This is a genomic window from Mucilaginibacter sp. GW822-FHT03E02, assembly GCF_058801545.1.
In genome coordinates this window covers 5679174-5701640 of record NZ_JBXANJ010000001.1, presented here as the reverse complement: position 1 = coordinate 5701640, position 22467 = coordinate 5679174, and the positions used below count along the sequence as shown (strand labels likewise).

At 42.2% G+C, this 22467-nt stretch carries 20 protein-coding genes; 6 read left to right on the top strand and 14 right to left on the bottom strand.

What is annotated here, in order from left to right:
- Nucleotides 1-66 precede the first annotated feature (66 nt).
- Nucleotides 67-3318 (bottom strand): TonB-dependent receptor, encoded by a 3252-nt coding sequence (locus AC1RM2_RS23660; protein WP_492987597.1) that lies wholly within the window; start codon nt 3316-3318, stop codon nt 67-69.
- Between the two features lie 995 nt (nt 3319-4313).
- Between AC1RM2_RS23660 and AC1RM2_RS23655 the strand changes: the two genes are divergently transcribed.
- Complete coding sequence (locus tag AC1RM2_RS23655) at nt 4314-4637, top strand: hypothetical protein (protein WP_492987596.1); 324 nt, start codon at nt 4314-4316, stop codon at nt 4635-4637.
- A gap of 24 nt (nt 4638-4661) precedes the next feature.
- Here AC1RM2_RS23655 and AC1RM2_RS23650 read toward each other — a convergent pair whose 3' ends face one another.
- The 7 genes from AC1RM2_RS23650 to rpsT all read right to left on the bottom strand — a co-directional run bounded on the left by AC1RM2_RS23650 (nt 4662) and on the right by rpsT (nt 11387).
- Entirely contained in the window at nt 4662-5207 is a 546-nt protein-coding gene (locus AC1RM2_RS23650; RefSeq protein WP_492987595.1) for an Mpo1-like protein, read from the bottom strand.
- Between the two features lie 65 nt (nt 5208-5272).
- Nucleotides 5273-6838 (bottom strand): ribonuclease Y, encoded by a 1566-nt coding sequence (rny, locus tag AC1RM2_RS23645; RefSeq protein ID WP_492987594.1) that lies wholly within the window; start codon nt 6836-6838, stop codon nt 5273-5275.
- Nucleotides 6839-7070: 232 nt separating this feature from the next.
- A complete protein-coding gene (locus AC1RM2_RS23640) occupies nt 7071-7361 on the bottom strand; it encodes a cell division protein ZapA (RefSeq protein WP_090642882.1) in 291 nt (96 codons plus the stop codon).
- A 21-nt stretch (nt 7362-7382) separates the two neighbouring features.
- Complete coding sequence (locus tag AC1RM2_RS23635) at nt 7383-7673, bottom strand: hypothetical protein (RefSeq protein ID WP_147056325.1); 291 nt, start codon at nt 7671-7673, stop codon at nt 7383-7385.
- Between the two features lie 113 nt (nt 7674-7786).
- The gene (gene pheT, locus AC1RM2_RS23630; protein WP_492987593.1) at nt 7787-10186 is read right to left on the bottom strand and encodes a phenylalanine--tRNA ligase subunit beta; all 2400 of its coding nucleotides are present in this window, start codon (nt 10184-10186) and stop codon (nt 7787-7789) included.
- Between the two features lie 162 nt (nt 10187-10348).
- Nucleotides 10349-11047: a RadC family protein gene (gene radC, locus AC1RM2_RS23625; RefSeq protein WP_492987592.1), complete on the bottom strand. Its 699-nt coding sequence runs from the start codon at nt 11045-11047 to the stop codon at nt 10349-10351.
- Nucleotides 11048-11132: 85 nt separating this feature from the next.
- A complete protein-coding gene (gene rpsT, locus AC1RM2_RS23620) occupies nt 11133-11387 on the bottom strand; it encodes a 30S ribosomal protein S20 (RefSeq protein ID WP_477364654.1) in 255 nt (84 codons plus the stop codon).
- Between the two features lie 221 nt (nt 11388-11608).
- Between rpsT and AC1RM2_RS23615 the strand changes: the two genes are divergently transcribed.
- The 5 genes from AC1RM2_RS23615 to AC1RM2_RS23595 all read left to right on the top strand — a co-directional run bounded on the left by AC1RM2_RS23615 (nt 11609) and on the right by AC1RM2_RS23595 (nt 17091).
- A complete protein-coding gene (locus AC1RM2_RS23615; RefSeq protein WP_492987591.1) occupies nt 11609-12370 on the top strand; it encodes a class I SAM-dependent methyltransferase in 762 nt (253 codons plus the stop codon).
- A gap of 37 nt (nt 12371-12407) precedes the next feature.
- Complete coding sequence (locus tag AC1RM2_RS23610) at nt 12408-14084, top strand: MutS-related protein (protein WP_492987590.1); 1677 nt, start codon at nt 12408-12410, stop codon at nt 14082-14084.
- Nucleotides 14081-14962 carry a zinc dependent phospholipase C family protein gene (locus AC1RM2_RS23605; RefSeq protein WP_492987589.1) on the top strand — a complete coding sequence of 294 codons (882 nt, stop codon included), beginning with the start codon at nt 14081-14083 and terminating at the stop codon, nt 14960-14962. Before AC1RM2_RS23610 ends, AC1RM2_RS23605 begins: the two co-directional genes overlap by 4 nt.
- 312 nt (nt 14963-15274) lie before the next feature.
- Complete coding sequence (locus AC1RM2_RS23600) at nt 15275-15967, top strand: TapB family protein (protein ID WP_492987588.1); 693 nt, start codon at nt 15275-15277, stop codon at nt 15965-15967.
- Nucleotides 15968-16362: 395 nt separating this feature from the next.
- Nucleotides 16363-17091, top strand: a complete 729-nt coding sequence (locus AC1RM2_RS23595) for a TMEM175 family protein (RefSeq protein ID WP_492987587.1) — start codon at nt 16363-16365, stop codon at nt 17089-17091.
- Between the two features lie 39 nt (nt 17092-17130).
- On the opposite strand, the gene AC1RM2_RS23590 is transcribed toward AC1RM2_RS23595, so the two are convergent.
- The 6 genes from AC1RM2_RS23590 to dnaN all read right to left on the bottom strand — a co-directional run bounded on the left by AC1RM2_RS23590 (nt 17131) and on the right by dnaN (nt 22444).
- Complete coding sequence (locus tag AC1RM2_RS23590) at nt 17131-17913, bottom strand: DUF4261 domain-containing protein (RefSeq protein WP_492987586.1); 783 nt, start codon at nt 17911-17913, stop codon at nt 17131-17133.
- 96 nt (nt 17914-18009) lie between these two features.
- Nucleotides 18010-18663 carry a DedA family protein gene (locus AC1RM2_RS23585; protein ID WP_492987585.1) on the bottom strand — a complete coding sequence of 218 codons (654 nt, stop codon included), beginning with the start codon at nt 18661-18663 and terminating at the stop codon, nt 18010-18012.
- A 115-nt stretch (nt 18664-18778) separates the two neighbouring features.
- On the bottom strand, nt 18779-19279 hold the full coding sequence (locus AC1RM2_RS23580) for an Imm42 family immunity protein (RefSeq protein ID WP_492987584.1): 501 nt from the start codon (nt 19277-19279) through the stop codon (nt 18779-18781).
- A gap of 63 nt (nt 19280-19342) precedes the next feature.
- On the bottom strand, nt 19343-20086 hold the full coding sequence (locus AC1RM2_RS23575; protein ID WP_492987583.1) for a DUF4397 domain-containing protein: 744 nt from the start codon (nt 20084-20086) through the stop codon (nt 19343-19345).
- Nucleotides 20087-20090: 4 nt separating this feature from the next.
- The gene (locus tag AC1RM2_RS23570; protein ID WP_492987582.1) at nt 20091-20795 is read right to left on the bottom strand and encodes a DUF4397 domain-containing protein; all 705 of its coding nucleotides are present in this window, start codon (nt 20793-20795) and stop codon (nt 20091-20093) included.
- Nucleotides 20796-21319: 524 nt separating this feature from the next.
- Nucleotides 21320-22444: a DNA polymerase III subunit beta gene (gene dnaN, locus AC1RM2_RS23565; protein WP_147056306.1), complete on the bottom strand. Its 1125-nt coding sequence runs from the start codon at nt 22442-22444 to the stop codon at nt 21320-21322.
- Nucleotides 22445-22467: the final 23 nt, after the last annotated feature.

The window sequence follows — 22467 nt, the reverse complement described above, 5'->3', positions numbered from 1 at the left end:
ATTCAAAACGTCCCTGCCGGATAAACCAGCAGGGACGTTTTGAATATTAACTATGTTGTTTGGTTTTTAAAATCCGTAACGGATACCAAACTGCATTTGCCAGCGTGAAGCAAACAAATCAACCGAATAAGGCAATCCAGGATCCTGGAAAGTATATTTAGGATAAGTTGTTGCCGCATTAGCAAACGATGGTGTAGTTTTTGGCGCTAAACCAATGCTTGAAGTTGAGTTAAATGTATTGGCCGAGAAGTAGTACTGACCCCATTTTTTGTTCAGCAAGTTGGTAAGGTTAACAATATCGTAGGTAAATGTAATAACCTGTTTGTGTTTGCCACCAAATTTAAAGTCTTGCGAAAAACGGAAATCTAACTGATTATTCCATGGCGTAAAGGCTGCATTACGTTGGGTAAAGTTACCACGACGTGACGACAGGTAGCTGTTTTTATCAATGAAAGCATCAAAAGCAGCTGCTTGCTCAGCAGCAGTTTTACCACCTACTATATCAGTAAAGAAGTTAACAGTTTCGCCTTGTTTAGGGATGTAAGCTAAGCTAACTTGTTGTCCTGTTCCGTCGATAGCGCTTGGGTAAAAACCGTAAGTGTAAGGGTTACCAGATTGTGCACTAAAAAAGAAGGTAAAGTTTGCAGTATAGTTTTTAGCAGCATCCCAATCGTGCCTTAAGTTAAGGTTTGATACGATACGGTGACGGATATCAAAGTTTGAATTGGCTAAACCCGGGTTGTTAGGATTTAAGGCCTGGTTTAACTGCCAGTTTGACTCCATTGAGTTACGGATACCATTGGTAACATCTTTTGAATGACCATAAGTATAAGCAACATTACCGCTTAAGCCAAAAGGAAAGGTTTTGCCTATCTGTGCTGTAATGCTGTAACGGTAGCCAAGGCTTGTGTTTGATAGCTCATAAGCATTGGTGAATGATGAGCTAACTTTCTGGTTAACAAATATAGGTTGTTGTTTCTGGGTATCGTAGGTATAATAAGTTACGCTATCCTTGGTATTTACCTGTTGGAATTTCAGGTCATGGATGGTTTTAGTATAAATACCTTCCAAAGTGAATTTCCACTGGTCGTCGGTTGTATAATCAAAAGCTAAGCTGCTCCTCCAAACCTGTGGCATTTTAAATTTGTTGTCAATCAAATCTACCTGGGTTGCACCACTAGCCGCTGTATTAAAGCCCTGTGCGTTAACATAATCTAAACGGCCGTTTGGAGAGGTAGAAACCGGGTTTGTACCTGCCTTTTGAGCTGCTTTGCTATCATAAGCACCGTATGTTGCACCGTTGTTGTAAAACGCGTAACCAAACCATGCAAATGGTACACGGCCTGTAAAGAAACCGCTACCGCCGCGTATAATCAGGCTTTGATCGCCATTTACGTCGTAGTTAAATGACACACGCGGGTTTATTTCAACGTTGCTCAAATAATTTTGTTTGATATCGCGGGGCTTGGTATAAGTAAAGGTATTGCCGTAGTTCAGGTCGGTCTTAGCGTTTGTTGTTTTATCGCTCAATGGTTGTTTGTTAGGTATGCCGGCATAATCAAAACGTAAAGCAGCGGTCAGTTTAAAGTTATCAGTAACCTGAATTTCGTCCTGGCCGTATAAGCTCAACAAGTCCACATTAAATTTAGCAGATGGATTAGCTAATATATAGTCGCGGCTGTTGTTGGTATAGTTAAAGTTAGCACGAACGCGTGACGGAACATTGTTTATAAAGTTCTCGATGCTGCTGTAAGCAACGCGGCCGTTCCATGAGTTAACAAAGTTATAAGTGATGTTATAAAACTCGTTGTGTGTACCAAATGTAAAAGTGTGTCTGCCTTTGGTTAAGGTAAAGTTATCGGTAAACTCAGCAGTTTTTTGGTGCATATCAAATATGGCTGCCTCGCGGTCGGTACCCATAAAAATGGTGGTACCAGGAGTGCGGCCGGTAATTTCTATTTGTGGCAACGATGGATCTGAAGTAGGATCGCGGTAATCATGTACGTTTGAGTAACCAACAACTAAGCTATTGCTCGCGCTGTTTGAAAACCTTGATTTTAACTCGGCAACGGTTGACGTTGAATTGTTATGAGATACATAATCAATACCACCAAAACGGAAGTTTTGCTGATCGCGCTCAAGGTTGGTAGCGGTAGATGAAATAGTATTATTACGGATAGTTAACTGGTTGTTATCGTTAATATTCCAATCCAAACGGTTAAAGAATTTGTTTGATTTTGAATAAATTGAAGTGTTTTGATAAGTACCAGGGCTTAAACCACCTGTAAAGCTTTTGAAAGCAGTAGTAAGGTTCTGAGCATCTTGTAAGCTCAGGATTTGGCTTGAACCGCTTGCATCGGCACCACGAATAACAGGATCGGCGCGACGGGCAATTTCTTCGTTGGTGAAGAAGAATAATTTATTTTTGATGATAGGGAAACCTAAACGGATACCGGTTTGGTAATCATGGAAGCTTGTTGGCAGTTTTGAACCATCGCCACCGGCAGCAGCTGACGCATTGTTGGGACCTACTAAAAAGGAACCGCGGCCGTAACCATAAATTGCGCCGGTAAAATCGTTTGTACCGCTACGGGTTACTGCATTTATACTACCACCCAATACGTTACCAATTTTAATGTCATAAGGTGCAACCAATACCTGAACGTCCTGGATAGCATCTAAAGATACCGGGCTTGTACGGGTGCTGCTACCAACCTGGCCCGAAGCATTGTTTTGGCCTCCTAATGATGGGCTAAAACCAATTGCATCGTTATTGATGGCACCATCAAGGGTTACGTTGTTATAACGATAGTTGGTTCCCTGGAATGAGTTGTTATTGCTTTGTGGAGTTAACCTGGTTAAATCCTGCAGGCTACGGTTAATTGAAGGCAGGTTTTTAATTTGGTTTTGATTAATGCGTGTGCTTGCACCTGTTTTGGTGCCGCCTGCAGTGCCCTTAATTTTCACTTCCGATAAAGTTGTGGTTTCATCGGCAAGTGCAAAGTTTAAGGTTGTTGTACCTAAACTTAAAGTAATATCTGTTCTTTCATCTTTTTTAAAGCCGATAAAAGAAGCAGTGATGGTGTAGGGGCCACCCGGATTAACGTTGGCTATTGTATAACGGCCATCGCCATTGGTTTGCGAGCCATAACGTGTACCTGTACTTGTGTTAAGCACGGTAACAGTTACCCCCGGAAGCGTGGCGCCTTTTTGGTCGGTAACTTTTCCGCTTACTAACGAGGTGGTAATTTGCGCATTGGCAACATTAGCAACTCCAATAATGAGCAGTGATAAAAGGATAAAGTATAACTTTTTCATTTGTGTTTATTTTGAACACAAAGGTGCACGCACAATGTTATCCCAATGTTAACACTGCATTATTATATTAACACCTGTTTAATGTGACTTTAAGCTTTCCTTCTGTTTATATTAAATTTGGATGAATACAGCCTTATCAAACAATTTTCTGCGGATAATTTAATCTTTATTTTATATTTCTACTATTTTTTACCCCATCAGCAACATTTAACTATTACGAAATTTCACATGCGCGATGTAGAAACAAATCTGAAATAGAGTAATAATTAAGGAATAGATATCGACCGCAGACTGACATTCATAAGTTACTATCCTCATGATATAATTGTTAAGAATAATCAACCCGATGACTGCCCCAACACTACCTTCATCAAGAATTAACACAGTATTAACATTAGCCATATACCTTTACTTTCTTAAACGGTTATTTCCGGTACAATCATGATCAGGGCCAAAATGGGTACAAGGGTTTTATCTTTATTAGTCGCCGGGCTGTACTTTGTTTTTTCGTGCCTGTATGTTACCCGTTGCCCTAATGCTAACCGCCCTTCTGGCTACAATAACTACCCTGGCATTAATACCGGACTGACCAAGCCGAACAGCGCAACTATAAGTCGGCATAAAAACACAAAATCGATACCTGCAGCATTTTTGTCGCGTCCAAGGGTTATTTTCAGTAAGAATATAGATGTATCGTTGAAGGCCCCTTCGGTAAGCTTATTCGTCGGCGATATAGTTGATCTGTCTTATAGAGCCAGGTTGAAAAGACAATATTTTGAAAACAGGTCGGCATACCCGACTAAAATCTTTTCTATTTTCCGATCCTGGAGAATTTGATTTCAACATTTGTTTAACAAATAATAACTATAAAAAATCATTAACCTGATTTTTTGCGTTGAGCTACACGTTATTTAACCAAAAATGCGTTAAACCAATGTATTAAGCTGTCATCAAAAAACACATGTAAAAAATTCAATTTTAGCCATTGATCTATTATGCCTTTTACTGATTCAAAATTTTCAAATGCCGATAACGAGCTGGCCAATTTTGCTAAAGCACTTGCCTTGCCAGTCCGTATAGCAATCATACGTACCATAATAAAAAACGGTAACGCTATAACAAAAGAAAACTTTTACGAAATTCCGTTTCATCATGAAACCATCAACAAGCATATCGCCGAACTAAGAACATTGGGCATAATAAAAGCCGGCGGCTACAAAGGCCATATAAAATATAGTATAGACGAACATTTATTTGAGCAAATGGCTTACAGGTTTGCCAGCTTGTTTCAAGGTGTACACAGTTTTACTATCACATAGCAGGCAAAAGCCGTGCCCGGCAACTTAACTGTTGATACGAAGCTTCTTTAAAAGACGGTATACCAGTACCACAGGGGCTACGGGTAACGATTTTATGTTAAGCCCGTATTGAGCGTAAGTTTTCTCGCGGGTGTTGCCAATCAATAACAGGGAGGCCGAAGGGATGAAAATAATAAGGCACACCAGCCACATTGCCGGGCCGCCTGTTGTTTGCCAGCTTAACAACGTCATGATAACATAGCTAAACCCTAACAATACAAACAGCATGGTGTACGAAATAAGCGGCGATATACGCAGGTAATAATAAACCGCTATCGCGATGGCAAATGACGCCCAGTTAAAATACCCGTTATATGTTCCTAAAAATTTAAAGTAGGGGAAAGGAATAGCCCAAAGCAACCCAAATACGCTAAACATTAACAAGGGCACACATATATAATGTATCACCTGGTTAGCTGGATCCTGGTGACTTAGTGCATACCTGTTAATGTATTGCTGGGCAATACTTTCGTTAGCTTTGGCATCGGCTTGCGCCCTGCCTTTATCGTTTGCTTTTTTTTTGCTGGCCACGGTACAAATATAAAACCCTTCCGGGTATAAGCCGAAAGGGTTTGCATTGATTTTTTGTATTAAAACTATTTAGCAAACGCCACCGAACGGGTTTCCCTGATCACGGTAACTTTTATTTGGCCGGGATAAGTCATTTCTGTTTGGATACGGTTTGAAATATCGGCAGCCAAAACTTCTGATTGTGCATCACTTATCTTTTCGCTTTCAACAACCACACGCAGTTCGCGGCCGGCCTGGATAGCAAAAGTTTTCTCGACACCAGGGTATGATAACGCCAGTTCTTCCAGCTCTTTCAGGCGTTTGATGTAGCTTTCAACCACCTCGCGGCGTGCACCCGGACGGGCACCTGAGATAGCATCACAAGCCTGGATTATAGGCGACAGCATCGAGGTCATCTCGATCTCATCGTGGTGGGCTCCAATGGCGTTACAAACTTCCGGATGCTCCTTATATTTCTCTGCTAACTGCATACCCAAAATAGCGTGTGGCAGTTCGGGGTTATCATCAGGCACTTTACCAATATCATGCAATAAGCCGGCACGTTTTGCCATCTTCACGTTCAAGCCTAACTCGGCAGCCATCGTTGCGCAAAAGTTAGCAACCTCGCGGGAGTGCTGTAACAGGTTTTGCCCGTATGATGAGCGGTAACGCATACGGCCAACCATACGGATCAGCTCAGGGTGTAAACCATGAATACCAAGGTCTATAACGGTACGTTCGCCTATTTCAACAATTTCTTCTTCAATTTGCTTTTTGGTTTTGGCAACCACCTCTTCGATACGTGCCGGGTGGATACGGCCATCGGTTACCAAACGGTGCATGGCCAGCCTCGCAATCTCGCGCCTTACCGGGTCAAAGCCAGATAAGATGATGGCTTCCGGGGTATCGTCAACAATAATTTCGATACCTGTAGCAGCCTCCAAAGCACGGATGTTACGGCCTTCTCGTCCGATGATACGGCCTTTGATCTCGTCATTCTCGATATTGAAAATAGATACCGTGTTTTCAATCGCGCTTTCGGTAGCGGTACGCTGAATGGTTTGGATAACTATCTTTTTAGCTTCTTTGGTAGCGGTAAGCTTAGCTTCGTCCACAATATCCTTAATCTGGATCATGGCCTTGCTGCGGGCTTCTTCGCGCAGGTTATCAACCAACTGGTTTTTGGCCTCCTCGGCAGATAGCCCGGCAATGGTTTCCAACTGTTGCAGGTGGGAGTTTTTCAGGATATCAACCTCCTCTTGTTTTTTAACAACAATTTCGGTTTGTTTCTCCAGGTTTTTGCGGGTATTATCCAACTCATTCTCCTTGCGGTTCATATTCTCCAGGCGCTGGTTTAATGATTGCTCCTTTTGTTTTACACCGTTTTCGCGTTGGTTAATGTTGTTGTTTTTGTTGGTTACTTCCTGCTCATGTTCTGCTTTCATTTGCAAAAACTTCTCTTTGGCCTCCAGTAACTTGTTTTTCTTCAGGATCTCGGCATTGTTTTCGGCATCCTTCAAAATCTTTTTCACTTTATTTTGTGCCGATGTTTCCTGGTCTTTAAAAAGCTTCCGTAACAGGAAGCGCCCGATGACTATCCCAAGGCCGGTGCCTATGAGTAGTCCGATTATTACGTATAGAAATATGTCCATTTTAGGTTTATTGGGTATGTATGTATATAAAAAAACCGCAACTAATTTTTAAGTATCATGTATTGAAAAACCTCATTTCGGATATTGGAATCATGGGTTACGCTAATACTGATAGTAACGCATGCCTCTTTGATCCGCTCATATTGAAGCGTTAAGTTTTTAATAGTGAAACCTAAAATTTAACTGCGGTTAAATCTTAAATGTGCTCTGTATGTTATGTAAAGAACGTTTATTACTTCGAAAAAAATTCGTTCAGCATGTGGTCTAACTGGTATACCTTTTCGGCAACATCGGTATCTTCGTTGTTCACCTTCTTCTCTGCCTTTAACGATGATGTGGCATAATGCAACACACACATCGAAAGCAAGTCCTGCTTATCCCTTACCGCATAATTTTCCTGATATTCCTTTATCCGGTCGTTAATTAGTTTGGCCGCCCTGCGTATTATCTCTTCTTCTTCCATGTTTACCTTTAAGGGGTAAACTCTGTCAGCAATATTTATTTTTATTGAGATTTCTCCCATTTGAGCTTTTCACTTTTTGTACTATTTTTTCAATAATACAATACACTTATCTATTTCTTGCACAAAGTCGTTAATTTTTTGCTTAATGTCAACACTTTTCTCATTTGTTTCTGAAAATGATTTTGCAAGTTTCAATACACGAAGCTTTTCTTCCAGGTCTTTCGTCTTATTTTTACTTGCATCAAGTGCAACAGTAAGCGCCTCACTCTCCAGCTTCAACAGGTCATTCTCCTCCTGTAAAGCAGCACAAAGCTCAATTAACCTTTCGGTTTTATCAACTATCTTGTTTAACTGTTCTGCTACTGAAGGCATCCTTAATTACTGAATTATTGATTTACTGAATTATTGATTTTTTTAATTAATGATTGAACGAATTAATAAGCTATCTGCTAAATCGATAATTCAATCACTCAATAATTCAATAATTACTTGCGAATCTCCGCTCCTGCTTCTTTTCCTAAATTATAAATTAATTTCTGCATTACCGAGTCGATGGCTTTATCGGTCAGGGTTTTTTCAATGTCCTGGATGATAAAGCTCAGGGCATATGATTTTTTACCGGCGGGCAGCTTATCACCCTGATAAACATCAAATACACTTACCTCCTTTAAAAGCTTACGCTCGGTACGCTGGGCAATTTGCTTTAACTGACCAAACGAAACCGACTTATCTATCAACATAGAAAGATCGCGCCTTACGGCCGGGAATTTAGAAACCTCCTGGTAAACAATTACGTTTTTGCGTACGGCATTCAGCACCAAATCGAAGTTAAAGTCGGCATAAAAAACCTCTTTATCTACATCGGTCTTTTTCAGGGCAGCTGCACCAACCGGGCCAAATTTAACCAACTGTTTGCCATTCAGCATGTATTGCAACCCAAAGGCCAGTTTGCTGCAGGTAGCATCTTCAATCACAAAATCGGTAATGTTAAGGCGTTGCAAAATACCATCAACAATTGCCTTCAGGTTATAAAACGAAACCGGCTTTTGTTTTTGGTTCCACTGCTCGGCAGCATCAGCGCCGGTGATGAATACCGAGAAGCGTTGCACCTCGCTATATTTATCGTCCTTAACGCTGTATACTTTACCAAATTCATAAAACTTTAAGTCGGCCGCACGGCGGTTTTGGTTATAGGCGATAGCTTCTAACCCTGAAAACAGCAGGCTTTGGCGCATTACATCCAGGTCGCTGCTCAGCGGGTTCAGGATTTTTACAGCCACATCCAGGTTATCTGAGTAAGCCGATTTTGTTAACGAGTTTGAAAGAATCTCGTTGAAACCATTGGCTGTCAACAAATCCGAAATCTGATTTTGAACCGTATCCTTCTCCTTTTTTTGCGAATTGTTAAGCGATGCCCTGATTTGGGTTGGGATATGGATGTTGTTATAGCCGTAAATGCGCAGGATCTCTTCCACAATATCAACCTCGCGGGATACATCAACACGATACGGAGGAACTTCCAATGATAATGAGTCCGCAGTTTCACCCACTATCTTAATGTCAAGCGCCTCGATGATCGCCTTGATCTCGCCATGCGTAATTTGCTGGCCAATGAGTCTGTCGATATTTTTATAAGTAACCTCGAACGCGAACGGCGCAACCGGGGCCGGGTAATGATCAGAGATTTGCGACGATACTTTACCACCCGCAACCTGCTGAATAAGTAAAGCGGCACGCTTTAAAGCAAATACCGGCATGTCCGGATCGGTACCGCGCTCAAACCTGAACGATGCATCCGTTTTTAAGCCGTGACGCTTGGCCGTTTTACGTACTGATACCGAATTGAAATAAGCGCTCTCCAAAAAGATATTTTTGGTAGCTTCCTTAACGCCAGATTTGGCACCGCCAAAAACACCGGCAATACACATCGGCTCTTCGGTGTTGCCTATCATCAAATCGTTTTCTGATAGTTTGCGGTCAACATCATCCAGGGTTTTAAAAACAGTGCCATCGGGATAGTTTTTAACCAGCACTTTGCCACCTGTTATTTCATCAGCATCAAACGCGTGCAGCGGCTGACCCAATTCATGCAACACATAGTTGGTAACATCTACAATATTATTGATGGAGCGCAGACCTATTACAGCCAACCGCTCTTTTAACCATTTGGGCGATTCTTTAACCTCAACGCCGCTGATAGTTACACCAGCATAACGGGGGCTTGCCTGCTCATTCTCAACCACAACCTCGATGGTGCGGCTGGTATCATCAACCTTAAAATCGCTTACATCGGGTTTCCTGATCGCTATTTTCAAAAACGCGGCAATATCGCGGGCGGTACCCAGGTGCGATACAGCATCGGCACGGTTGGGCGTTAAACCTATCTCGTACATATAATCGTCGTGCAGTTTAAAATAGTTTTTTGCTAACGATCCTACTACGGCGTCATCGTCCAGTACCATGATGCCGGCATGGTCGGTGCCTAAACCAATTTCGTCTTCGGCACAGATCATCCCTTCGGATACCTCGCCACGGATCTTCGATTTTTTAATCGAGAATGGTTCGCCTACGGTTGGGTATATGGTAGTGCCTACAGTGGCTACAACCACTTTTTGCCCTGCGGCCACATTATGTGCCCCGCAAACAATTTGCAGGTCTTCAGGGCCGCCTACATCAACTTTGGTAACGTGCAGGTGATCTGAATTGGTATGGGCAACACTCTCCTTTACAAAACCAATCACAAGCCCTTCCAGGCCGCCGGGAATGGGTTGTACTTTCTCCAGGCTCTCCACCTCCAAACCGGTACCGGTAAGGATGATCGAAATTTCCTGCGGAGTTTTATCGGTATCAATAAATTCTTTAAGCCAGTTATACGATATCTTCATTATTCAGAAATGATAATCGGCAAAGATACAATTTAGGGTGAATAGTGATGTGCAGATATGCAGATTTCAGATGTGCAGATGATGTTAGATGATTATAAGAGACTTATCAGTTTCTTACTCCCCCATCTGCACATCTGAAATCTGAAATCTGCACATCCGCAGCTACATCATCTCCGAATCTGCCAGACTAACAAACCCGTTATCGGTAATAATAAGATGATCAAATATCTTTATATCCAACATTAAGCCGGCTGCCGACAATTTTTTGGTGAGCATAATATCTTCCTGGCTGGGCTTAAGATTGCCCGAGGGATGGTTGTGCACCAGTATAATGCCGCTGGCCTGGTATTGCAGGGCGGCGTGGAAAATAATTTTCGGGTCACATACTGTAGAGGCTAACCCACCCTTGCTAATCAGTTCCTTACCCAACACCTTCTGCGAACGGCCTAATAAAATTATCCAGAATTCTTCGTGGTTTAAATCCATCAAATGGCGGCGCATAATGTTGTAACCATCGCGGCTGGAGTTGATATAATCGGGCGCCTGGCTTTCGGTATCGTTGCGGCGGCGGCCTATTTCAAGGGCGGCTATAATGGAGATGGCCTTGGCCTCGCCTATTCCTTTAAATTTAGAAAGCTCGGCTATGGAGGCCTTTCCTAATTTGTTCAGATCATTTTCGTAGTGGTGCAGGATACGTTTGCTGAGCTCGACAGCGGTTTCGTTGCGGCTGCCCGAGCCGATGAGGATGGCAATCAGTTCGGCATCAGTAAGCGCGCGGCGGCCCTGGCCGCTCAGTTTCTCGCGCGGACGGTCGGCCTCAGCCCATGATTTTATGCCGATCTTGTTTTCGTAGTTTTCCACGGCATTAAAGTATGAAAAAGCATGGAAACAAAAAAAGGATCATACCAATGGTACAATCCCTTTTTATATCGTTAAAAGCTAAGATTTAGCTTAAGCCGTTTACAAATTTAGTAAGCTTCGATTTATTGTTTGAAGCTTTGTTTTTGTGAATAACATTCTTTTTAGCCAAACGATCAAGCATAGAAATCACTTTACCTAACAATGCAGCAGCATCAGCTTTAGTTGTAGTGGTTCTTAATTTTTTAATAGCGTTCCTGGTTGTTTTTGCCTGGTACCTGTTGCGCAGACGCTTCGCAGCGTTTGACCTGATTCTTTTTAAAGATGATTTATGATTTGCCATCGTATAGCTTGTTATTCTTTTTTCTACTTATTTTAAGGACTGCAAATATAGGGTGATATTTTTAATTATGCAAGTGTTTTTTATTTTTACTTAAATACATTTAATCATCCATATCCTGCCAAATTTTCTCCAATTTATTTCAAAAAATTTCAAAGAATATACAAACATTAACCACATAAATCCATTTTTATACAAATACAATCAAACCCCATCAATTTGCCATGACCAACAACAGCACAACCAGGTTTAGCAACCGGGTAAACGATTATGTAAAGTACCGGCCCCACTATCCCAAAACTATTGTGGAATTTTTGGAGGACGATTACCAACTATCCACCGACAAACTTATCGCCGACATTGGCGCTGGTACCGGCATATCAACGGCCCTGTTCCTTGATGCCGGATACAAAGTTATCGCCATTGAGCCCAACCAGGAGATGCGTGCTAAATCGATTGAGCTATTGGGCAATTATCCCGGCTTCAAAGCCATGAACGGCACCGCCGAAAATACCGGCCTGGAAACCAGCAGTATTGATTTTATCATAGCCGGCCAGGCCTTCCACTGGTTCGACCGGGAAAAATCAAGGGCGGAGTTTAAGCGGGTACTAAAGCCTGGCGGGATTGTGGCATTGATTTGGAACGAACGAAAAACAAGTTCGGATTTTGAACTGGAGTACGACCAGTTCATCATTAAGCATGGCAATGATTATGTGAAGGTTGATCACCGGAATATCAATGATGAACAGATAGGTGCCTTTTTTGCCCCCGAACCTTTCCGGCTCAACGTGTTTGCAAACAAACAGGTTTTTGATTTTGAAGGACTAACGGGGCGGCTGCTTTCATCATCATACATGCCCATCCGCGACGAGGCCGGGTATGAGCCGATGATGAATGACCTGGAGATACTCTTCGCCCGGTATCAGCAGGACGGCTTTATTACCATTAATTATGACACGAAGGTTTATGTGGGGAAGTTGCAGTAGTAATTGTTTTAGTTAAGCTTTAATACTACTTTTAAAAATGCATTATTGGGTACCGGGGTTGTTAATTTTAATTGTATTGTTTTTTGTATTGGGCTATTTTAAAAGCCGAAACCTGAAAAAGAAAAAACTGGCCGAAATAAGGGAACAATGGGGCAAACCTAAATATACTGGCTGCAACTTTAAGCTTATTTCGGCATATTTAAATGCCAATGAAGGCGGCAATGATATTGCCCATGAAACCGCCTCCGACCTGGACATTGATGATGTATTCTCTTATATCGACCACACCAGCTCCAAACCGGGGCAACAGTATTTATATAAGATATTACATTCGCCTCAAATTGATAAAAGCTATTTTAAATCGCTTGAGCAAAGCATTGAGCTGGTTAACAGTAACCAAAACCTAAGAGAACTTACCCAACTTAAACTATCAGAACTGGCGAGCAATGATGCCTACTACCTGCCGCAGCTATTCTGCAAACCACATGCACCGATATTCTCGGCGGCGGCAAAGCTTTATATCGTTGTTAGGCCGCTGATGACCGTATTTTTGACAACCAAATTAGTAATAAGGCCCGACCAGGTTTCCTTGCTCCTGCTGCTGGCGATGCTTATTGCCAACGTAGTGATCCATTACAGTAACAAAAGCAAAATGCTAAGCTTCACACACTCGCTGCCACAGTTGCTGACACTCAACCGCGTAAGTAAATGGATGTTAAACCACCGCCTGTTTGTAACAGATGATCGCATCGATAATAGTTTAAGCAACGTTGATAAGCTTAAAAGATCACTAAGCTTTATCAACCTGCAAAATAAAACAACTGTTGACCCTACCGATATTTCCTACCTCATTACTGAATGGTTTAAGATGTTCCTGGTTATTGAACCATTGGTATTCATCATATCGTTAAACCGGGTTAACAAATACCTGCATGATATTAAAATACTGTATGAGGCCGTGGCCCAGGTTGATGTTGCCATCTCCATACAATCGGTAAGGGATGGAGCAAGGTACTACTGCACGCCCGTTTTCCAGGCAACAGGCAGCAATATCACCATAAAAAACATGTACCACCCTTTGATTGAAAACTGTGTGGCCAACTCCATCAGCATTGATAATAAACAGGGAATTTTGGTAACGGGTTCCAACATGTCGGGCAAAACCACTTTCATCAGGGCTATCGCTTTAAACGCGCTGCTCTCCCAAACCATTAATACCTGTTTCGCCAATGCTTACAGTGCGCCGCCATTAAAGATATTTACCAGCATTAATATGAGCGATGACCTGGGCGATCAAAAAAGCTATTTCCAGGCCGAGGCGCTGGCAGTAAAAAAAATTGTGATGAAGGCCGAAGCCGCCAAACCGGTAAACAGCCTGGTAATCATCGACGAGATTTTCAGGGGAACAAACACCATCGAACGGATAGCGGCAGCAAAGGCAGTACTCTCCCATTTTATCGAAAACAAAAGCTTTGTATTCGTATCAACCCATGACCTGGAACTTGCCGAACTGTTGGGCGCCGAGTATAAAGTATTTTCGTTTGAAGAGCTTAGCGGCAATGACCGCCTTATATTTGATTACAAGCTAAAGGAGGGCTTGCTGAAAACCCGCAACGGGATAGCCGTTTTACAGGGACTTGGTTTCCCCGACAGTATTATTAACGAAGCCAACAAAGTAAGTATTGGCCTAAGAGAAAAATACGACCTGTTATGAAGCGCGCCATCGTTTTAAGCTTATCGGGTATCGGGTTAATATTACTGTGCTCCTCCTGGGGATTCTTCGCGCATTACCGCATCAACAAGCTGGCCGTTTATACCCTGCCTAAGGGCATGATAGGCTTTTACAAGGCCAATATAGCTTACATTGAACAACACGCCGTAAGCGCCGACAAACGCCGGTACGTTGACTCTACCGAAGCGCCACGACATTTTTTTGATGCCGACCACTACGGCAAAAAACCCTGGGCCGCTATGCCGCAAAAATGGAAAGATGCCGCCGCAAAATATACCGCCGATACATTAGATAAATACGGCACCGTTCCCTGGACCATCCAATACCAGTACTATAAACTGGTGCGGGCGTTTAAAGCCCATGATACACTGGCTATCCTGAATACATCGGCAAACCTTGGGCACTATATTGCCGATGCTCATGTGCCTTTGCATCTTACCATCAACTACAATGGGCAGTTTAGCAACCAAACCGGCATCCATGCGTTATGGGAAAGCCGCATACCCGAGCTTTTTGCCAATAAATACAATTTTAAGGCAGGCAAGGCCCGCTACATAGAAAACCCTTTGGCCGAGGCCTTCCGCATTTGCAGGGCATCATTTAAAAGCGTAGATACGGTTTTACGTTTCGAAAGGATATTGAGCAAAAACTTCCCGACCGATAAAAAGTACAGCATGGTGCTGCATGGCAAAAAAGAGGTAAAAGATTATTCCGAGGCCTATAGTCTGGCTTATCAAAAAATGCTGAAGGGCATGATCGAGCGACAAATGCGGGCGTCCATATTATCGGTAGGCAGTTTCTGGTACTCGGCCTGGGTAGATGCAGGGCAGCCCAATCTGGGCTTTCCTTTGAAGTTATAGAGTACCAATATCTTTTGGATCTTATATAAAACCAGATGTCATTTCGAGCGAACCAGAAGGGGCTCGTGCACAGGGGGTGAGGAGAAATCTTGTACGCCTTGCATTCCGATGGGCTGGTCGTGATGCAAGGCGTACAAGATTTCTCTCGCGCGCCCCGCTCCTTCCCCCTCAAGCGCTATCGTATCGACAATTTCTCTTGTTAAAAAGATATGGGTACAAATTAGCCTCCGAAAGGCAGCTTAAATTACCGTTAGTTATATATCCACAATATCACAATGGTTTTGTAGTTTTAATGTTCAACAAATCCATTCAATGAAAAAATTAATTCCTGCTATAATTTTTATTACATCTTTCGTTTGCCAGGCATCGGCGCAAAACTGTAGCCCTTTTATCAGCAACGTAAATGGCAAAAAGTTTACATACGTTAACCAGGGCGGCGATAGCAAGCCAATGGGGTCGATGGTGTGCAATACCAACAGGAAAGACGCGGCTACCGTAAACGCCCGGATAGAGTTGTTTGATAAAACAGGCAAATCAATGGGTAGCGGAAACTCTGAAATTATATGTACCGGGGAGGCTATAAAAATTGACATGAAAACATTTATCCCGGCGGCTTCATTAAGGCAATTGGGAAACATGGAAATGACCGGCGATACCAAATACCTAAGCTACCCCATAAACCTTAAAAGCGGGCAAAAGCTTGACGACGGAGCCCTTAATATTAATATTGGCAACAACGGCACGCAAATGGGCCAGGTACAATTAAATATCAATAACCGCAAGGTTGAAAAGCAGGAGAAGGTAACCACCAAAGCCGGCAGTTTTGATTGTTTTAAGATAACCAATGATATCATTTTCAGGATTAGCATGATGGGCGCATCCATCCCCTTTCAAATAAAAGTTATTGAATGGTTTGCCCCAAAGCTGGGCCGTTTTGCCAAATCAGAAACTTATGGCAAGGATGGGAAACTGGTGGCTACTACTTTGTTGGATGCTATTAATTAAACGCAGTTGTATTCAATATCGCAATGGAAGTAAAACGGTAATTTTTCGCGCTAAGACGCTAAGCCGCAAAGCAATCCAGGGAAGTTTTAAACTTTTTCAGCTACAAACGGTTGACCTTTACAAAATAATACACTTTTAAGCTGCCTCGTAGAGGCTACCTGTTTGTAGAAAACGAATAGTTCAAACATTTTTGCTCCTTATGAGCTACCTTTCTTCAGGATCAACTTTTAAAAGCTTCCCTGCAAAGCAATCTCAGCATTCCTTATTTTCTTTGCTCCTTGGCGTCTTTGCGCGATACAATCTTTGTTATTTGAACATTTTTGAAAGCGCTCTCCCTGTCATTTGCTTATGTAAAAAAAAATACGTGAAATTGTTAGCACAAAAGCAAAGCTAATATGAGGAAAAAAGCAGCTAACCTTCACAAAAAGGCAAACAGCATTGAGTGGCGCAGTCATGAACCATCGCGTATTGAAACCTTTAGCGATGCTGTTTTCGCATTTGCTTTAACACTCATCATCGTATCTATCGAAGTGCCCAAATCATTTGATGAGTTGATGGAGACCATGAAGGGCACCATTAGTTTTGGCGTTTGTTTCGCCCTGCTTTTCCAGATCTGGAACAACCAGAACATCTACTTCCGCAGGTATGCGCTCAATGATTTTTATACCATCATAGTAAATGCAGTACTGCTTTTTGTAGTGCTGATATACACCTATCCTTTAAAATTCCTTTCTATGCTGTTATTCTCGTTTTCGGATGGGATGTATACCAAAAACGGGCACGAATTCCCGATGATGCGCACCGGCCAAACACAACCACTCATGCTGATATATGGCGCGGGTTTTTTTGTAATATACCTGCTGTTTTATTTAATGTACCGGCACGCTGCCAAAAATGCCGCACAAATTGGTTTAAGTGAGCGCGAACTGTTTGATACCGAAACCGTAACCGGCATCAATTTTATTGGCATGTGTATTTGTGTGGTAGTTATGTTGGTTGGCATCATTTTTCCACCACTGGCAGGCGTTTCGGGCTTTCTGTATTGCTCAATTCCAGTTGCCTATACCGTTTGGTTTTCCCGCCGGGGTAAAAAAAGCCGCTTGCTATTTGGCGGGAAGCTTTAATAACCGATAAAACCTTAGCATTTTTAAACAGCAATAATATTACAACTTAAGCTTAATGGATTGTCCTTCTACAAATCTTCCTTTAGATGCTATAACGGATATCTTCTGATCGGCAGAAAGACCAATTGTTTCGCCATTTTTTAGTGTAACATTATTACCAAGCACATAGGATACAACATTGAACAAAAAATCGAATAGCTCCTCGGGGCTTAAATCCGAATCAATAATTTCTATCTCCTGTTTTTGAAACTCTTTTAATCCATAAGTATAGGCGCAATTCCCTGTCGTACGTTTTTTAAGGCCAATATAAACCCATAAAGTAACTGGAATATCATCTGTTTCAAGCAGCTCCAAATTGGCAAGGTACTGTGATCTTGGGATGAGTAACGATTGGCTTCCTTGATATACCCCAACAGCCCCAGACGTTGCTAAAATTGAGCCTATAACTTTACTCAAAATTTTAAACCTTTCCGTTGTACTCTTTCGCCCGGCCATAATGGAAACGATAGCGTGGCCACTATGGTCTTTAAGTTCAGCCAAAGCCTCCGGCCAGTTATAGGCGTACTGGGCAGTACCTTCAAGGTCACCATCTGGAATAGGCACCGGCATGAATGCCAGTGCTACGGTTTCGCCATTTATATTAAAAGTTACAACATGCTCGTCCCCATCAACATTTGCAACTTCCAGCCCCCATTTCAATTTAAGGTTCTCAATTACTTTATTAACAGTAAAGCTGCTGCCATTATTAAACAGGGGCATTGCAAGAAGAATATTGCTTTCAGGAATTTGAGATTCAGGCTCCTTTTTTAAAAAATTAAGCATGTCATTTTACTTTTTTAAGGTCGTATTTTTCAGGTAATCGTATGATGTACAAAATCCGGCTTTACAAAAGGAGCACTACTTCAAATTATCAAGACGTTACCCGGCTGTATTCTTTGCCGCTTTAGCCTTTATAGCCGCATAAACAGGCGGCACTACCGATACCAGTATAATTACCATTACCACAATGGTAAAGTTTTCTTTAATCACCGGGATGTTGCCGAAAAAGAAGCCTATCATTAAAAAACTAAGCACCCAGGCGGCTCCGCCCACAATATTATAGAGGCTGTAACGCAAAAACGGCATATGGCCAACACCTGCTACAAAGGGTGCCACTGTGCGGATGATAGGCAAAAAGCGACTGAAGATTACCGCTTTACCGCCATGCTTATCAAAAAAAGCTTTGGTTTTAAGGTAATAATCAAGCTTCAGTATCTTATTTTGTTCTTTAAACACTTTGGGGCCAAGGTAACTGCCCAACAGGTAGTTTACTGTATTACCGGCAAATGCCGCAATTACCAGTATAATGGCCAGCAGGTAAATATCCAGGCCCGATTGGCCACCGGCTATAAGGGCTCCTGCGGCAAATAGCAGCGAATCGCCGGGCAAAAATGGGGTAACAACAAAACCGGTTTCAGCAAAAATAATGGCAAACAGGATGAGGTATGTCCAACCCTGGTAGGCGCTGGTTATTTGTACCAGGTGCTTATCTATATGCAATATAAAATCGATGATGCTTTTTATTACTTCCACTTTTTTTAAATTTTGCCCAAAAATAGGAATATAAACAGAAAAGCCGGATGTAATCGCCTTTTAAACTTTTGCGGGTAAAATTATGGGGAATTGCGAAAACCCCGTCGGGTTTGTATTAAACCAACTGATTAATTGAACAATACGCTATATATTCATCAAAAACTTTACAAAAATCTCTAAAATCAATTTCATAACTATCTATAGGCCCATCCATTGGTCTTTTAATTATCACACCAATTATCCCATTTCTGTATAAAAACAGAGAGCCTCCGGTTTGGTTAACAAACTGATCGCCAAAAAACAGGTAAAAGTTTTGACGGAGCTGCGTTTCAGCTGGATCGATCTTTTTAGCTGCATTTGTAAGAAATACCCCTATTAAATAGTGAAATATTTCAGTGGGAGAAAGTCCATCAAAAAGATCCAGGTAAAACTGTTCTTTATTGTTGACAAATACATGATATTGTTTAATCGAATATTTTAATTCTCCTGCCTTTTTAAAGTTACCGTATCGCTGGTTGTTAAACCACATCCCTAGTTTAAACTTTTTAGGAGTTTTAGTAGCACCTAATTCAATTGCGAACTTCTTTTTTTCTCCGAATAATAAAGTCTCTTCCATCGTATATCAAACCCAGTTCCTGATCGGCATTTTCCCTCTCTTAACCAAAGGGATAAACCTCCTCTACTGCGTTATTTTTTCCAACAAATTATTGGTTAAAACTGCGGCACCAAAGGCAACAGAATCTGTTCGGCCTACAATGCCCTGGGTATAAATGGTGTAGGCGCGTCCGTCTAATATGGTAACGTTGCTGAGTTTGTATTCTGTTTTTGTTGGGGTGCTGTGTACGTTTATGGTAAAGGTGTAATTACCGGTTGGCACTTTAACATACGGGGTTAGGGTATTAAACGCAACACCGGCTTTGGCCGTAAGCAAGGTATCGTTTGCCCTTAAATCCAGGCTGGCCGATGAAGGTGAGCCATGCAGAAACCTTACCAGGCCACGGCCAATTGGGGGCACCGTTGCGGTATCTAACGACAGGATGGAGTTTTTTATGGTACCATCGGTAAGGTAGCCGGTTAAAAAAATGGTGTATTTAGCATTACTCCTTAAAACAGTATCTATTTCAAACGGGATATTCAAAGCAGCAGCGGTAGCCTGCCGAAATTGCAATGGCGGCGTAACGGTAGACAGTGTAAAATAACCCGAACCGGTTGGATAGGTGTACGTAGTTGTGCTTTGCTTAACCGAGTTTTGGTACAAATTTAAAGGCTGCACATCTGAGCTTAAGTTAACAACCTGCAACTTCGTGTTAGTACCTGTTATGTTAGTTGATTTGCCGCACGATGCCGCAAAGCACAGCAGCAACACCAATGGCATGCCGGTAAGCAACCATATGAGCAGGCCGTTTTTATTTTTATTATTCATTTTATTATTCGCTGTCATTATTAAATAAGCCCGCAAGTATACCCTGGTTGCCCGCAGGCACCGCGGTACCATAACCATAAAAAGTATATATATTACCTGCCGATAAAGTTACTGTATCGACCTTAGGGACACTTGGATAAGCCGCCCTGTATATGCCAATGTAATGCACACCTTTAGTGATCCGTATAAAATCTGTTGTAGTTTTATAAGCAATATTGGTCATTTTCGGCGTATCGGTTTTTCCTCTCAATACAAAATTCATATTACCTGCGCTTGCCGAAGCATTTACAAATCTTATCTGCGCGTACTTGGTTAAATTTGTGCCTGTATCTGGTATCCAGGTATCATGGCTGCTAAACACATCATCGCTGGTCTGGGCTGCCACGTATATAGTATATCCTGCAGCCGAATCGGCCTGGAAAGGTTTGTTGTAAAATGGAGTGGAAGCGCCATCAACCTTAAATGAGTAATTTTTAGTACCGGCAGGCACAGTAACATAACCAAGCGTACCACCCGGATAAAAGGTTGATGTATTGTTAAAACGCGTACCGTTTATATAAAAATTAACATTGGCGTTTGATACATTTACCACATCAACAAGTGCGGTTACTGTTGATGTACTGGCAGGCGCATCGTTGCTCTTTTTACAGGATGCCCAGCAGGCACCGGCTGCTGCAATAAAAAATAAAACCTTTATCCTTGTATTCATAGTTAAGTCAAAAGTCTTAAGTGGTAAGCCTTAAGTTTTTTAAAATTATTTTTATATGCCCGCGCCCCTTTTTTCAATTAGGGAGAGCCGGGATTACAAGGCATATCCTATTTCCCTTTCATCCAGAGGTACTAAGTATCCATCAACCTTGCATGACAAAAGTTCACAAATGGCTCGTTATGAGCCATGACGTGTTGTGGTTTACACATATTCGTTTGAACGCCGGCTACAACTCACCCCGGCTACGCTACGCTGGCCGACCCTCTCTCCGGCTAAAGCCGCAAAGAGGGTAAACCCCAATTTTTCTTTTTTTTCGCCCCTCTATGCGACGAAGTCGGAGAGAGGGGCAGACGCCCCGATATTTATCGGGGTCGTCGGGGTGAGTCGTCGCTCCCATGCGATATATCTTTTTACATTCCCAACACTAATAACTGCTTCCCGAAACATTTGTTATCTGCATCGAACAAAAAAGTCCGGTTTTTAAAGCCGGACTCTGTTTTTGGATTTATAATTTAAGTTTACACTTAAGCATAGCTATTGAGCATCACCGGCATAACCAGCATCAGCACATCTTCATTTTCATCCCCGCCCTGTGGCAGCAATAAGCCGGCACGGTTTGGAGTTGACATCTCCAAAGATACTTCTTCGCAACTTAAATTCTTCAACATTTCTATTAAAAATCTTGCGTTAAAGCCAATTTCCATGTCGTCGCCCTCGTACTGGCAGCTTAAGCGCTCGTGGGCCTCATTTGCAAAGTCAATATCTTCTGATGATATGTTTAACTCGCTGCCATTTATTTTAAGCCTTACCTGGTGGGTTGTTTTGTTGGCATAAATAGCCACACGATTTAATGAGCCCAGGAAGGTAAGCCTGTCGATAGTTAATTTATTAGGATTGTTTTGTGGGATAACCGCTTCGTAATCAGGATAACGCTCATCTATCAGCCTACAAACAAGGTTAATGTGGTTAAATTTAAAAAACGCGCTGGTTGAGTTATACTCTACAGATACGTTTACATCGTCATTCGGCAAAGCCGATTTAAGCAGCGTTAAAGCTTTTTTAGGCAATATAAACGCGGTAGTGCTTGCGGCTTTGGCATCCTTACGGCGGTAACGTACCAGTTTGTGGGCATCGGTAGCTACAAAAGTAAGGTGTTGTGTGCTTAACTGGCAGTAAACACCCGTCATGGCGGGGCGCAGTTCGTCATTACTTACCGCGAATATGGTTTTGTTAATAGCCTCGGCCAAAACAGATGCAGGCAGGTTTACTGATGATGCGTTTTCAACAACGGGAATCTTCGGGAAATCTTCACCATTTTCGCCGCTCAGTTTGTATTTACCATCACCGGCATTTATTTCGATAGCAAAGGTTTGGTCATCAACCGAAAATGCAACTGGCTGTTCTGGCAACGACTTTAAGGTCTCTAACAAAATACGCGATGGTATGGCTATACGGCCATTCTCCTTAGCTTCAACAGTTAAGGAAGTGGTCATGCTGGTTTGCAGGTCGGTTGCCGAAATGGTTAAGTTTCCTTCCTTTATCTCGAACAAAAAGTTTTCCAGTATGGGCAAAACAGTGCTGTTGCTTAAGGCGCCGCTTACTGCCTGCAGTTGTTTGAGTAAAGTTGTGGTAGAAACAATAAATCTCATATGGGTGTAATTAATCTATCAAA